The organism is Streptomyces sp. PTL18 (genome assembly GCF_059510295.1).
On sequence record NZ_JCAJZO010000055.1, the window covers coordinates 1 to 13578 of the forward strand.

15 protein-coding genes and 2 pseudogenes are annotated in these 13578 nt (G+C 67.1%); 8 read left to right on the forward strand and 9 right to left on the reverse strand.

Features of this window, described 5'->3' with window-relative positions; genetic code table 11:
- Positions 1 to 216 (forward strand): hypothetical protein (locus AC5WS8_RS37910; RefSeq protein ID WP_496108039.1); only part of this gene is annotated, 216 nt, incomplete at its 5' end.
- 146 nt (positions 217 to 362) lie between these two features.
- On the opposite strand, the pseudogene AC5WS8_RS37915 reads toward AC5WS8_RS37910, so the two are convergent.
- The 3 genes and pseudogenes from AC5WS8_RS37915 to AC5WS8_RS37925 all read right to left on the reverse strand — a co-directional run.
- Positions 363 to 872 (reverse strand): annotated as a pseudogene (locus AC5WS8_RS37915) (HAD domain-containing protein).
- Positions 873 to 889: 17 nt separating this feature from the next.
- A complete protein-coding gene (locus AC5WS8_RS37920) occupies positions 890 to 1591 on the reverse strand; it encodes a hypothetical protein (protein WP_496108040.1) in 702 nt (233 codons plus the stop codon).
- 750 nt (positions 1592 to 2341) lie between these two features.
- A pseudogene (locus AC5WS8_RS37925) lies at positions 2342 to 2837 on the reverse strand (IS5 family transposase); the annotation flags it as partial.
- 176 nt (positions 2838 to 3013) lie between these two features.
- On the opposite strand from AC5WS8_RS37925, the gene AC5WS8_RS37930 reads away from it, so the two are divergent.
- The 5 genes from AC5WS8_RS37930 (at position 3014) to AC5WS8_RS37950 (ending at position 6558) form a co-directional block, all read left to right on the forward strand.
- Complete coding sequence (locus AC5WS8_RS37930) at positions 3014 to 3346, forward strand: WXG100 family type VII secretion target (protein ID WP_496108041.1); 333 nt, start codon at positions 3014 to 3016, stop codon at positions 3344 to 3346.
- Positions 3343 to 4464, forward strand: a complete 1122-nt coding sequence (locus AC5WS8_RS37935; protein ID WP_496108042.1) for a WXG100 family type VII secretion target — start codon at positions 3343 to 3345, stop codon at positions 4462 to 4464. Before AC5WS8_RS37930 ends, AC5WS8_RS37935 begins: the two co-directional genes overlap by 4 nt.
- Before the next feature lie 2 nt (positions 4465 to 4466).
- Positions 4467 to 4709, forward strand: coding sequence for a hypothetical protein (locus AC5WS8_RS37940; RefSeq protein ID WP_496108043.1), 243 nt, complete (start codon positions 4467 to 4469; stop codon positions 4707 to 4709).
- Entirely contained in the window at positions 4706 to 4963 is a 258-nt protein-coding gene (locus AC5WS8_RS37945; RefSeq protein WP_496108044.1) for a hypothetical protein, read from the forward strand. The genes AC5WS8_RS37940 and AC5WS8_RS37945 overlap by 4 nt, the downstream gene beginning before the upstream one ends.
- A 359-nt stretch (positions 4964 to 5322) precedes the next feature.
- Complete coding sequence (locus AC5WS8_RS37950; RefSeq protein ID WP_496108045.1) at positions 5323 to 6558, forward strand: IS256 family transposase; 1236 nt, start codon at positions 5323 to 5325, stop codon at positions 6556 to 6558.
- On the opposite strand, the gene AC5WS8_RS37955 is transcribed toward AC5WS8_RS37950, so the two are convergent.
- The 6 genes from AC5WS8_RS37955 to AC5WS8_RS37980 form a co-directional block, all read right to left on the reverse strand.
- On the reverse strand, positions 6559 to 7221 hold the full coding sequence (locus AC5WS8_RS37955) for a hypothetical protein (RefSeq protein WP_496108046.1): 663 nt from the start codon (positions 7219 to 7221) through the stop codon (positions 6559 to 6561).
- A gap of 430 nt (positions 7222 to 7651) precedes the next feature.
- Entirely contained in the window at positions 7652 to 8314 is a 663-nt protein-coding gene (locus tag AC5WS8_RS37960) for a hypothetical protein (protein WP_496108047.1), read from the reverse strand.
- A 378-nt stretch (positions 8315 to 8692) separates the two neighbouring features.
- The gene (locus tag AC5WS8_RS37965) at positions 8693 to 9136 is read right to left on the reverse strand and encodes a lamin tail domain-containing protein (RefSeq protein WP_496108048.1); all 444 of its coding nucleotides are present in this window, start codon (positions 9134 to 9136) and stop codon (positions 8693 to 8695) included.
- A 42-nt stretch (positions 9137 to 9178) separates the two neighbouring features.
- Entirely contained in the window at positions 9179 to 9397 is a 219-nt protein-coding gene (locus AC5WS8_RS37970; RefSeq protein ID WP_496108049.1) for a hypothetical protein, read from the reverse strand.
- 44 nt (positions 9398 to 9441) lie between these two features.
- Positions 9442 to 9675 carry a DUF8825 domain-containing protein gene (locus AC5WS8_RS37975; RefSeq protein ID WP_496108050.1) on the reverse strand — a complete coding sequence of 78 codons (234 nt, stop codon included), beginning with the start codon at positions 9673 to 9675 and terminating at the stop codon, positions 9442 to 9444.
- Positions 9676 to 9824: 149 nt separating this feature from the next.
- The gene (locus tag AC5WS8_RS37980; RefSeq protein WP_496108051.1) at positions 9825 to 10655 is read right to left on the reverse strand and encodes an SDR family oxidoreductase; all 831 of its coding nucleotides are present in this window, start codon (positions 10653 to 10655) and stop codon (positions 9825 to 9827) included.
- An 81-nt stretch (positions 10656 to 10736) separates the two neighbouring features.
- Between AC5WS8_RS37980 and AC5WS8_RS37985 the strand changes: the two genes are divergently transcribed.
- Positions 10737 to 11678 (forward strand): AraC family transcriptional regulator, encoded by a 942-nt coding sequence (locus AC5WS8_RS37985; RefSeq protein WP_496108052.1) that lies wholly within the window; start codon positions 10737 to 10739, stop codon positions 11676 to 11678.
- 741 nt (positions 11679 to 12419) lie between these two features.
- A partial coding sequence (locus AC5WS8_RS37990; protein ID WP_496108053.1) for a reverse transcriptase domain-containing protein occupies positions 12420 to 13578 on the forward strand: 1159 nt, incomplete at its 3' end.

Below are 13578 nucleotides of genomic sequence, written 5' to 3' on the forward strand. Positions count from 1 at the left end.
GTGGCCAACCTTTCGAAGATCGCAAGTCGCTTGGACGCCTTCATGGACCTGATGGGCCAAGTGATCGGCGTCATGCTGCTGGCGGTGGGCATCGAGACCTACCGCAACGGTGGATCCATGGGCTGGCCCATCGCGGGAGCGGTCCTGCTTGTGATCAATCTCTGGGTGGCCTGGCGCCGCCTCGCCAGGCGCCGGAAACCGGCATCCTCGCCGTAGCGACGCCGCGCACCCGCAAGCTTCTGACGTCCACGGCTGACATCAACGACGCCGGACGGGGGCGAACACCAGCACCCTTATCCGGCCGTCGCACCAGTCGACGGCGGTAGCTGAAGCGGGCTCGGATCGAACTCCTAAAGCGGTGCTCAGCGCACGGTGGAGCGGAGCCAGCGGGCGAGCTCGGCGAAATCGTCGTCGGTAAGGGCTGCGACCGGGTCGACGCGGTGCAGCAGCGACTGTCCTTCGTGCTGCGCGGAAACCTAGAGGTGGTCCATATCGCTGATCTCGTCATCGACCCAGATGAACGAGCGGTGGCCGGCCCACGCGACAAGGTGGCGGGTCTTCCAGTGCAAGCCGCGCGGCCCCTCATCGGTGAGGACTTCTGGCCACTTGACCACAGGCAGCCGCGGCAGCCCGATGCGCGGCGCGACAGCTTCGTTCGCATCGTCCACCCACGTTGATGCCCACACCAGATCGCACCCCAGCGCCATCAGGCGCGGACCAACGGCGGGGTCGAGGCGCTCCAGCAGCGGGTTCCCCGAAACGCAGGACGCATCGGAACGCACAGCAGAGGCCGCCCGTCGGGGCTGCCCGAAGGGGATGAGTGGCCCGTCGACGTCGAGGAAGAGAATGGGGCGCTCCGTTGAGCCGGTCACAGGAGAACGGTAGCCCTCTACGGCGTTGATGAGATCAAGGCGTTGCTGATCTCCCGCAGTCGCCCCTCCGGCAGAGCGAAGGCGTTGCAGGGGTTTCGGTAGGAATGCCCGCCGTCGTTGATCCAGACGCCGTCCGCCAGCCTCCAGTGGGCAGGCTCCCACTGGCCCTGGTTTTCCAGGAGCATCCCCGCTACTTCGGCGGGCTGTTCAATCAAGGTGAGAGCGGCAAGCGCGGCAGTGAGAAGCACAGCCGCGTCGTCGGGAAGCCGCGCATCACCGAGGGTCGGGAAGAGCAGCAGGAGGCGAGCGTGGGCGTCGCCCAGGCTCGCCGGTGCGGACTGTCTGGCAGCGGACAGCAGTTCTGGCCAGGCGGTTCCGGGCCCCATGAAGTGGCCGTCGTCCACTGCGAGGGCTTCCGCCGCGGGCCAAGCCGGGTGATGTATCAGGTAGTCCACCCCTTGATCTCCGTCGAGATTGCGGTAGACGACGTAGGTGGTGTGGCCGGAGCGCAGGGGCACGTTGAACACCGGCCACTCGTGGTCGGCGGACAGTGCACGGTGGAGTGCCATGGCCGCGTCCCAGTCGGCACCGAACGCAGCCCGTTGCGCGTCCTCGCCACTCAAGCAGGTACCGAGGTGCACCGGCCAGAACAAGGGCTCGTCCAGATAGGCGCTCCCCTCGACCAAAGGACCGCCTTCGTATCCCGGGATCTCCAGCACCCGAGGATCATGGCACGAGGCACGGACACTCCTGCCTCCACGCCTTCGACAGGATGCACCACAAGCGCACCAGAACGAGCGGGAAACAGCGGGGAACCACGGTGAAAGCAGCCGAGTCCGAGGTCGCGTCCCGCGAAGTGGTGTAGCGATGTGGAGTCCACGACTCCGCAGGTCACACATGCCTGCAGGACTGACGCCCGGGCAGAGGCCACCTCGGCGGCCCGGAACAGCGTCGACACCGAACGAGGAACCTCGATGGTGATCGCCATGTAGGCGGTCGCCGGAGCGAGGCGGTCCGGATTCCTACACCACTCGGCGGGACACCATCGAGTCCCGACGGGGCCGATCCCTCACCGTGCGCCAAGGTCAGCGCCCGGACAGGCCGCAAAAGCTCGCAGCTTCCCAAGCTGAGCGCTCTGATGACGCAAGGCTCCAGGCAGGTTGGAGACTCTGGCCGGCACGTCGTGTGGGTAGCACGCCCAGACCCAAGACGCTTGTGGCGATCCGTCGCTGCAGGGTCGGATGCAGATGGACCGCCGGTTCGTCCAAGACAATGAAGCGGCCGGTCCCACCCGCTGTCAGGGCCGCTATTTGGGCTCTGCGGAAGCTCTCGCGTTGTTCACGCGCACCGTTTTTCAACCTGTACAGCTCGGCCGACGCGCGGCTACCGTCGCTCGGGTCGAGAGGGCTCGCCAGTTCCTCGAGGGAGAAGTGCCGGCACGCGGGCAGGCGCCGATTGACGGTCACCGAGACGCCCGAGGCCCAGGGCAGGAGCTGGGTGACGTCGTTGCGGTTGCCGCCGGTCAGCGACACCGCAGCGGGATGCCCTGGCCATCGGTCAGGACATGGTGCTGCTGCCCGGCCGTGCCCGGTCGATCGGGCTGGGACCGCTTTTGGGCCCCGCCGGGCCGCCCTGACGTGGGAGGATTCGATCATCGCCCGCGACCAGTCGAGCTTGTTCGCCGACCGCAGCTTCTTCAGCAGCACCGAGTGCAGGGTCCCACACGCCCGCCGCGTTCCAGGCGGCCAGGCGCCGCCAGCAGGTCATGCCCGAGCCGAAGCCCAGCTCCTGGGGCAGGTACTCCCACTGGATCCCGGTGTGCAGCACGAACAGGATCCCGCGCAGGGCCTGCCGATCCGGCCCACGCGGTCGGCCCGCAACCAGCTTCGCCCCCGGCTTTGGTAGCAACGACTCGATGAACGACCACAGTTCGTCCGACACGGTCCAAGGCCGCGACTGACGCATCCCCACGACCACATCAACGACCAGACCCACTGACAGTCACATGATCAGCAACTTCTGTCAGGGCCAGTAAAGGGAGCGGCATCATCGCGTCTTGATAACGCAAACCACCCTTCCCGGCGGATCGCTCCCTTCAGTACTGCTGGTCTGTTCACGTACGCGACGACGGGGGAAGCAGGATGAGCCAGTTCGGTGTCGACCCCGACACTCTGATTGACCTTGCCGGGAAGTTCGACAGGGAAGCGAAGGGCCTGGCGAACCCGGTCGACGACTTCGCGGCGACCGTGTCCGAGGTCGGAGAAGCCTTCGGCCTGCTCGGCGCCTGCGACGGTGCGGCGCAGAAGTACCAGACGCTGCTGGACAGCACCGTCAAGGCACTCGGGCACCTGCCCGGCGTGCTCACCAGTGACGGCGACCGGCTGCGTCTCAACGCCGCCAACTACAAGGACTCGGACCGGACCGCCATGGACCACCTCCGTGCCGCGACCCAGCCGGCGGGAGGCCCGGCGTGAGCATCAACGGCTGGATCGACGGCAAGGTTCTGGAGATCCTCCAGGCGTGCGGGGTGGCGCTTCCTGGTGGTGACGGCGCCACGCTCCGCTCGATCGCCCGTGCCTGGGACACCATGGGCGACGAGCTGACCGAGGTCGTGCACGCTCTCGACCTCGCTGTCGAGGGCGTCGACAAGCAGGGCTGGCACGGTGAGGCCCACGACGCCTTCGAGAAGCACTGGGCGGAGCAGAAGCGCGTCATCGACGAGGTCGCGCACAACTTCCACCAGGTGGCCGACGGGCTGCGGGCGTACGGCGACGAGATCGACAAGATCAACGAGGAGATCATCGACATCTGTGTCGAGATCGCCGAGATGGAGATCGCCGGCGCGGCGCTGTCCTTCTTCACCGGCTTCCTCTCCGACCTCGTCGCGAACACGGCCGTGGCCACGCGGGTGGCCAAGATCATCGACTTGGTGAAGCTGTTCACGTCGGCGGCTGAGAAGGTGGCGGCGCTGCTGGAGCGGTTCGGCAAGCTCAGCGAGGAAGGGGCGGTGAAGCTGGCGAAGGTGGCCGAGTTCGCCGCGAAGTTCCTGAAGAAAGGCGCCGAGAGCTTCGTCACGAACTTCGTGGCGGACTCGGGCAGCACGATGCTCAACCAGGCCGTTAACGGCCAGCCCGTGACCGTCGGAGACGACCTCGCCAGCGCCGCTTGGGCCGCCGGCGGAACAGCCGCGTTCACTGGGGGCGGCGCGGCGCTCGCGGACGCAGCCGGACTGACCGGGGTGGCCGGCAGCATCCTGAGGGGAGACGGCCTGCTGGGCACCACCGTCAACGGCGCCGCGGGCAACGTGGCCGGTGGACTCACGACTGACATCGCCAACGACCGGGATGCCTCGACGATGGGCCAGAACGCCCTCACGAACGCCGCAACCGGTGCCTTCGGGAACGCCCAGAACCACGGCGTCAACCATGCCTTGGAGCAGCACGGGAGTCTCGGAGGCAAGAACCTCAGTGACCGGGGCGAGCTGGCCGACAGCGCGTTCAAGAACACCGTGGGAACCACCTTGAACACGGGCGTCTACGCTGCCGGCTCCGGCATCGAGGCGGATGTCCAGGATCTGGCGAAGGACGAGTGAGCATGATCGGCGACGTGAGGCTGGCGGCCGTTTCGAACCCTAACCCGGACCACCCCGCCACCTGGGCCGGCTTCTTCTGGGCGCTCCTCGGGGTTGGCGGGTGCCTGATCGCCGTCATCGGCGCCGCCCTGACCGTCACTCTCTGGAACGTCAGCGATCAGAAGAAGGTGGGCAACTACGTTCTCGGGCCGGTGATCCTCGTGATCGGTCTTGCAATCGCCGGCTGGAGCTTCGGGCTGTTGTGACAGTGCACGACGGGCCCGGCGACATGATCCTGGCGGGGGTCGCGCACAACAACCCGAACTACGACCCCGGCTGGGTCTCCTTCTTTGTGGCGCTCGTCCTGCTCGCGGGGAGCTTGATCGTCCTTGTCGGTGGAGCCATGTCCATCGGTGTGCGGGACCTCGTAGGCCGAAGGAAGTGGGCCGGTTACACGATCGGGCCGGTGACCATCACGATCGGCATTGCTGTCGTCGCCCTTGGCGTGTGGCTGTGGTGACCATGTGACGTCGGACAACCCGCGCCCCGGACCATTCCCGTGCTACGACAGCACCCGAGGTGGCTCTACGGACGGCAGGCGTTGACCCGAACCCTACCGCCCGCGCCAGAGGCTAGCTCTGACCCACCTGATCCCGCTCTCTTCGAGGCGCGTCCAGCCCCTTCAGGCGTGCGGCGTAAGCGCTGGCGATACCCGCGATTTGATCGCGTCCCATGAAGTGGTGTAGCCGGGCAGGGTTCCGGAACGCGCGGGTGTCTGCTCGGGGCGTGCATCCGCTGGCGGTGCACGCTCCCTGAACAAGGGCAGGCCATCGCGCAAGTCTCCCTGGTGAACGGGCAGTTCGACCGGAGGAGCACGCGATGGCCTTGTCCCGGTCTGAGCTGATGCGGCTGCTTGAGTCACTACGTCGGGCCGATGGAGTTGAAGCAATCAGGGTGGTGTGCGAGCGCATCCTGCAGGAGCTGATCGAAGCCGAGGCCACCGAGGTGATCGGTGCCGCGCCGCGCGAGCACTCCGAGACGCGCACGACCTGGCGCAATGGACACCGGGACAGGGTGCTGACCACGCAGGCCGGCGATCTGCACCTGAAGATCCCGAAGGTGCGCAGCGGGTCATTCTTCCCGTCGCTGCTGGAACGCCGGCGGCGGATCGACCGGGCGTTGTTCGCCGTGGTGATGGAGGCATACGTGCATGGTGTCTCGACCCGCTCGGTCGACGACCTGGTCAAAGCACTCGGTGCGGACAGCGGGTTCTCCAAGTCCGAGGTCTCCCGCATCTGCGGTGAGCTGGACGAAGAACTGACCGCGTTCAAGGAGCGGCCGCTGGAGCACACCGTCTTCCCCTACGTCTTCCTGGACGCCACCTACTGCAAGGCGAGGGTCAACCACCGGATCGTCTCCCAGGCCGTGGTCATCGCCACCGGGATCTCCGCCACCGGGCACCGCGAGATCCTCGGGCTGATGGTCGGCGACAGTGAGTCGAAGCCGTTCTGGACGAAGTTCCTGCGGGCCCGCGGCCTGGAGAACGCCCAGCTGGTCATCTCCGACAGCCACAGCGGGCTGGTGGCCGCGATCCGCACCGTCTTCCTCGGCGCGGCCTGGCAAAGGTGCCGGGTTCACTTCGTCCGGGACGTGTTCTCGGTGATCGAGAAGGGCTCTGGGGAGATGGTCGCCGCGACCATCCGCACCATCTTCGCGCAGACCACCGGTGAGCAGGTGCGCACCCAGCTGAACGTGGTCGCCGACATGCTCGGACGGCAGTTCCCGCAGGTCAAGACGATGCTGCTGGATGCGGCAATGGACATCACCGCGTTCGCCGACTTCCCGCCGGCGCACTGGAAGAAGATCTGGTCGACCAACCCGCTGGAGCGGCTGAACCGGGGGATCAAACGGCGGGCCGACGTCGTCCAGGTCTTTCCCAACCCCGCCGCCCTGGACCGGCTCGCCGCCGCGGTGCTGGCCGAACTCCACGACGAGTGGCAGGTCTTCGACCGCCGCTACTTCTCCGAAGCCTCCATGGCCGAGCTCTTCACCACCAACCCAGCCGAACCCGAACCCGAGATCACCCCACAACCGGAACCGAAACAGCTGCCCTGACTACACCACCCCGCGGGACATGACCCCCCACTCGTCAAGGCCGCAGTAGACCAACGCGGTACGCCCCCTCGGATAAGACAAGCCTCGCGCCTCACCCGTGTAGATCGCGACCAGCGAATCTGCACCGCGCCACCAGGTATCTGCGAGCCCTTGTACCTCCGGGACCGGCTTCATGGCGTCGAGTTTGAGGCCATCGACGTCATCGTCCGTGATCTTCGTGATCTGCTTGGCCCACATCGACGCATGATGAGTCAGCGCGAGCGCCTCGATCCACCCTTCGACGGTCGCGTGCAGTGGCACCCAGTGGTTCGCGTGGATGCCGAACTCACCTGCCGGCCCGATCATGAATGCGTAAGGAACGGCGGTCCGTTGCGTGCCCGCCTCGAACCACCAGCCCTCGGAAGAGCTTCCTTCGGGTGAGTCGGCGTCGAAGTACTTCGGCCCTCCGTCGTATTGAGAGGCCGGCGGCAAGAGCAGGCCGCCCCAGCGCTCCTGGTAGGACGCCATACGGTCAACGACATCCGCCGGGATACCCCGGTCAAGCCACCACTGCCTGTGCTGGTCGACGGGCCGGGTATCGACCCTGATGCCGTGCACAGCGACAAAGTTGCGAGCCCTCCGAGTCAGCCCGCCGGGCACATCGTTGATGAGGTTGAGATCCACAAATAACCGTAACCGTTCTCTCTAGAGCTAGGGATCAGAAGGTCAGCAGGGGCAGCCGCCGCGTGCCACAGCCGTGCCAGATGCAGGGGTCAACAAGGGTGACCGGTGGCTGCATCCGTGCTCGCTGACTCGGCCAGCGAAGCCGCAGGTCACCTGCCCTACGCCCCACCCTCTCTCCTGAAGCAGGTAGGGGACTGCCGGGTCAGCACGACTCGTGGCCCTGGTGCCGCTCAGACACTGAGCTTGATCAGTGAGTGCTCCTCTACTGTTACCGCGGCTGTGGCATCAGGCAGTACCTCCTGCTCGGGGCATCATGTACTGCCGCATCCGTCAACGGGCCGTCGAACGGCCGCTGTGCACCTTCCCGGCCGAGTGGAGCGAGGTCGGGAAGGGTCGCGCGTGCGTTTGGCGGGCAACGCCTTGTGCTGAGTCAGTTGAGGTGCAAAGTCTGCAGCGCAGTGGTCCAATCGGTGACTATGGCCCGCTGGGCAGCGGCAAGAGTGACTGTGCCGGCGCAGACCGCCGTATGCAGCTTCGTCTCCACCGGGTCCTTCTTGTTGTTGACCCCTTGGCTCCGCGTGTGCCCCGGGTCGACGGGTTCCACCCACAGGTTGCGGTAGTCGTTGGGGTCGCCGCCCAGTTGGAGGCTGATCAGGTGGTCGTACTCCGCTTCTCCCGTGGGGCCTTTGTCGCCGTAGGAGGCAGCGTTCAGCTTCTTCTCCTTGCCCGTGATGGAGGCCGGTGGCCGGATGTCCTTGGTGTAGCCGCCCTTGCGGCAGATCGTCGACTTCAGGTTCGCCTGCGTGACCGCTGGGGATATCGCGCCGGGCGTGCACTTGAGGTCCTCCAGCGGCTCCCCCTTCTCATAGCGGTAGTGGCACGAGCCCGCGGGCGGCTGCTGCTGGACGGTGTAGTGCTTCTGCGGGCCCGCCCCCACCGCGATCGCCCCTCCTGAGCCGGCCGTGCCCGACGCCCCCGCCACAGGACTCCCGCTTCTCGACGGTGCCGGCGAACCGAGGGAGCCGGACTTGCATCCCGCCAGCAGCAGACAGGCGAACACGACGGGCGGCACGAGATGGCGGGCAGTACGCATAACGATCCCTCACAGGCAGGCGACGACTGAGCAGATACTCCCCCACTTGGGTACAGCCCTACCGCGCGGGGTAGAACGCGAAGGCGAATCCGCCGTTACAACGCGAGGTGCAACGGGACAACACGCTGCCTTGGTCCGGTGAGCGGGAGGCAGGGGGTTGTGAGCCCGGTTACCCGACCCCGCCGCCGTCCGAGCAGCTGGCGCGGTTGGAGCACCAACGAACACGTGCAGACTTCCGGCTCACTGAGCGTGGTTCATCCGTTCACGGGGAAGGGCGGGGTGACAGCGGTACTGCCGTCACCCCACCCCTCACGCACTGCTGTCGGTCAGGCCGATGGTGGTGCTGCCCTCAGCGGCGGCCGGCCCGGCCTTCGATGGTCAGCGGTGGCGGCCGCCCCAAGGGACCGAGTCGACGAACTGGTGACGGTTGTTGCGCTGGGTGGCCGTGTCAGAAGTCTTGTTGCAGACGTAGTTGCGTCGATCCTGGTAGACGTCGTGGCGGGCGTCGCGGCCGATGCCGCTGTGGACGCGGACGGTGGACCGGCCGTCCGGGCGGTAGTGATGGAAGGTGTAGGTGTGGCCGGCCCGGTCGGACAGAGTCCAGCCGTCCAGGTTCACGGCGTGGCGAGTGTTGTTGGTGATATCCACCCACTCGTCGTTCAGGGACCGGATCGAGCGGTCGTCACGGCCCGGGGAGTCGTACTGCACCCGGCCGATCCGAACGCTCGGCCGAGGCGTACGGTGGTCGGTTACCAGTGCAGGAACGGGCCCCTGCCCTGCGCTCGCCAGACTGCGCCACCCCGCCGAGGACCCGCACGTCACCCGAGAGTGGGTAACGGCCGTCCGCGTATCGCGTCGAGGCCATCACTTCTCCGCCCTCCAGTACTCCGGTCCGACTCCGCGCCAGTCGATCCACGGTGACTCCGCGACCTCGGCCGAGTCGATCTCCAGCCCGGCCCGGCGGAGGAATTCGGCGACGTCGGCCGTGTTGTGGGCCAGCCCGAGGATCTCGCCGTCCACGCGCAGGCGTCGGCCGCCTGTGGGCAACGGGGGATGCACGATCACCCGAATCGGGCCGGCCACGGCTTCCGGAGCATCCGGCACATGTGGGCCCGCGTCCCAGCGCGTCATCGGTGAAGCCGCTCACGCACGTCCACATCTGATCGTCCCAGGTCACGCAGCTCCCACCACGCCGCGGGGCGGGGGCGCCGATGCTGCCGGCAGGGGTGGAAGAACAGCTGAGCCGACAGCCGGTACAGACGCCGGCGCAGCTCCGTCCGGTCGGGCCGCTCGGCCAGCTGCCGGTAGGTGGCACTCCACTCCTGCTGCGCCTGGGCAAGGTCGTCGGGGAACGATCGCATGACTGAATTCAAGCACGTGTTCGATTTCTTCGGCGACCAGGAGGCCTTGTCCGACGTGCGGGTGTGGCTGAGCGCCTCAGTTGGCCAGGGGGTGCTTCAGTCGACCACTTTGGCGCTCAACGTTGAACTGCTCGGTGTTGCGGGGAAATTCAGGTCCAGTGGCCCGCGGCGGCGGTCTCGGTGACGTAGTCCTCGAAAGTCCTGGGCGGCCGGCCGAGGGCTCGTTCCACCCCGTCGGAGAGCGCGGCGCCCGAGCCGTTGCCGATGGCCACGAGGAGTTCGGTGAGCAGGCGCGCCACGTCGGGCGAGGCGCCCGCCGCGACCTGGCGCCCGACGAAGGTCTCTGGGGCAACGTCGATGTGTCGGATTGTGCGCCCGGTGGCCTGGGCGATGAGGTCGGCCGCTTCGCCGAAGCTGATCGCCCGTGGGCCGGTCAGCTCGTAGATCTGGCCGCTGTGGCGGCTTTCGGTCAGCGCCGACACGGCGACCTCGGCGATGTCCTCCGTGTCGATGAACGGCGTGCGCCCGTCGCCGGTGGGCAGGGCCAGGGTTCCGTCGAGGATCCCGGGCAGCCAAGGGCCTTCGCTGAAGTTCTGCGAGAACCAGTTCGGGCGCAGGACGGTCCAGTCGACGCCGGATCTGCGCACGGCCTGCTCGACGGCATGCAGAGGGTGATCATCCTCGCCGGCGCGCGGAGCGGACAGGAGCACCAACCGCTGCACGCCCGCGGTGACCGCCTCGGTCACGAACCGGGGGATGCGCGCCTGGCGGTCCGTGCTCGCCTGCAGATTGGGCTCCACGAGGTAGGCGGCGGTGACGCCGTCGAGCGCGGGCGCCCAGCTCGTCGGGTTGCCCAAGTCGAGAGGGATGTCGCCGCCGGCGCGGGACGCTGTGCGGACCGGCCGCCCGGCGGCCTTCAGGCGCCGGGCGACGCGGCTACCGGTCTTGCCGGTGCCGCCGAGGACAAGGATGTTCTTCATGCGCCCAGAGAACCCCATGGACTCGTAGACGTTCCATGGGAGAACGTCATAACTACCTTTGTGAGCGTCTAGCCTGGGATGGTGGACGTCCTCAGCGATCTGCTGCACCGAGCCCGTGCCGACAACGCGTTGGTCCGGCAGCTGATCCAGCGTCCTCCGTGGTCGCTGACCTTCGCCGACGCTCCACCGCTCACAGTCGTGACCACGCTCGCCGGCCTCGCCTCGGTCCGGCTCGATGACGCGGGCACTGCACCGGTCCACCTCGCCGCGGGTGACATCGCCCTCATCACCGGCCCCGGCCGGTACACGATCGCCGACGCCCCCTCCACCCCGCCTCAGGTCCTGATCCACGGAGGAAGGAAGCACGTCATCGGTGAGGACGAAGAGGCGCCAGGCACTCATCGAAACCTGGCCCCTCGTACTTACGGCGATGGTCTGCCCGGGGCTACGGTCATGCTCCGGGGCGCCTACGAACTCCGCGGCGACGCGGGCGACCGTCTGCTGGGCATGCTCCCACCGCTGGCAGTCGTGCCCGCCGGGCCAGGGACCCGGGCGGCACTGGACCTACTCGCCACTGAGGTCGCCCGCGACGAACCAGGTCAGGACGCCGTCCTCGACCGGCTGCTGGATCTCGTGCTCGTGCTCGCGTTGCGGGCCTGGTGCGCCAGACCGGAGACGGCGCCCGCTTGGTACCAGGCGCTGGCCGATCCCGCGATCGGCGACGCGTTGCGCCTGCTGCACGAGGATCCCGCTCACCGGTGGAAAGTCGCCGAGTTGGCCGCCCGGGTCGGCATGTCCCGCGCCGCTTTCGCCGCTCGCTTCAACGCACGGGTCGGTGAACCCCCGCTCACCTACCTCACCGGCTGGCGGATGGCCTTGGGATCGGACCTGCTCCGTGACACCGAGGCGACCGTCGCCTCCGTGGCCCACGAGGTGGGGTACGAGGACCCCTTCGCCTTCAGCGTGGCGTTCAAGCGCATCCGAGGCGTCAGCCCCTCGATCTGGCGCCGCCAGGCGCACTGACACCGGTGCGAAGAGTTCTCCATCCCCGGGGCCGACTGCGATGCTCAGAGTGGCCAACTGAGGCGCTCAGTGTGCGACACGAAGTCGCTCCAGGTAAGTAAGTCCAGCCACGTGAAGGAGGTATCGATCGGCTGAACTTCGGGCCAGTGTCCAAGGTCCGTCTCCGCGCTCCCATGCGTCGCTGGTAACGGCGGGGTGTGAAGCGGAGCGTTCAAGCCCAAGAGCGTCCCGGCCACCGGGAGGCAACAGGTGAGGGGAAGGCTGGACGGGCGAATGCAAGTGAACCCTCGATGATGCCTCGTGACTTTAAGACCGCGACGATGGCGTGCTGGCGGCGGTCACAGGACCCGGTGCTGGGAAGCACCAAGCGACCTTCGGGTAACTGAGCCCGTAGGGAGGACACCGCTGGTCCCGGGGTAGAGGGGGCGCCCACCCCAGCCGTGTCTTACTGGTGCGGAACGTGGAAACCCCGACGGGGTCCAAGCCTCTGCTTGGTAGGCCGACCGCAAGGGAGGCTGAAGTCCCCGGCGGGAGAAGGAAGATCCAAGAAGCGAAGGCCGGCAGGCCGAAAGGCCAGAGGAAACCGGGAGATCGGGACCTTCACCCGCTCTCGCATAACTCGCCGGATACGGGCCCTGGTGGCCCGGCCCGAAAGGGCGCCCACGTGGATCAGGTGAGCCTTTGAAGTCACCACTGCAAGGAAGCCGGAACCAAGGGACAAGTTAGACACCGGAGGCGAACATGGAGATCACGACACCTGTCGTGACGTCCTCGCCTGCGGTGAACGGACCCGAGGACGACTTACTCGACTGGCACGGCATCGACTGGGCCAACTGTGAGGAGAACGTACGGCGGCTGAGGCAGAGGATCTTCAAGGCAACGCAGGACGGGGACCTCAAGAAGGTCCGCAACTTGCAGAAGCTCATGCTGCGAAGCCGCAGCAACACGCTGATCAGCGTGAAGCGGGTGACGCAACAGAGCAGTGGTCGCATGACCGCTGGCATCGACGGGGAACGGGCCCTCACGCCGAAGGCGAGAAGCACCTTGGCGGCCGAGATCCATCGGTCGTCGAAGCCCTGGAAGGCCAGGCCGGTCAAGCGAGTGTTCATCCCGAAGAGCAACGGGAAACAGCGACCACTCGGCATCCCGGTCATCCGTGACCGGGTCCTCCAGGCCCGCGTGAAGAACGCGCTGGAACCCGAGTGGGAAGCGCGGTTCGAGCCGAGGTCTTACGGCTTCCGGCCCGGCCGCAGCTGCCAGGACGCGATATCCGCGATCTTCTGGACTGTGAAGGGCAAGAACCCGAAGCGTCTGTGGGTCCTGGACGCGGACCTGTCGGCCGCGTTCGACCGCATCGACCACACCCACCTCATGACCATGCTCGGGCAGTTCCCCGCCAGGGACCTGATCCGCGGCTGGCTGAAAGCGGGCGTGATCGACCGCGGCCGGTTCACACCGACCGACGAGGGCACTCCTCAAGGCGGTGTGATCAGCCCGCTGTTGTTGAACGTTGCTCTGCACGGACTGGAACAGGCCGCAGGGTGCCAATACACGGTGCGGTCCGGGCGTGAGCCCGGCGCGATGCCCGGCACTCCGGTGCTGGTGAGGTATGCCGACGACTTCGTTGTGCTCTGCCACAATGAGGAACAGGTGCACCAGGTCAGGGTCCGGCTGGAGGACTGGCTGGAGCCGAGGGGCCTTCGCTTCAACGAGGAGAAGACCACGGTCGTCCACCTCGATGAGGGGTTCGACTTCCTCGGATTCAATGTCCGTCGGAAGGGCCAGAAGAAACTGATCATCACTCCGAGCACAGCGGCCTGCGCGAGGCTCCGGGCGCGATTACGGGCCGAGGTCAAGGCCCTGCATGGGGCCAATGCCGAGGCCGTGTTACGCAGGCTGA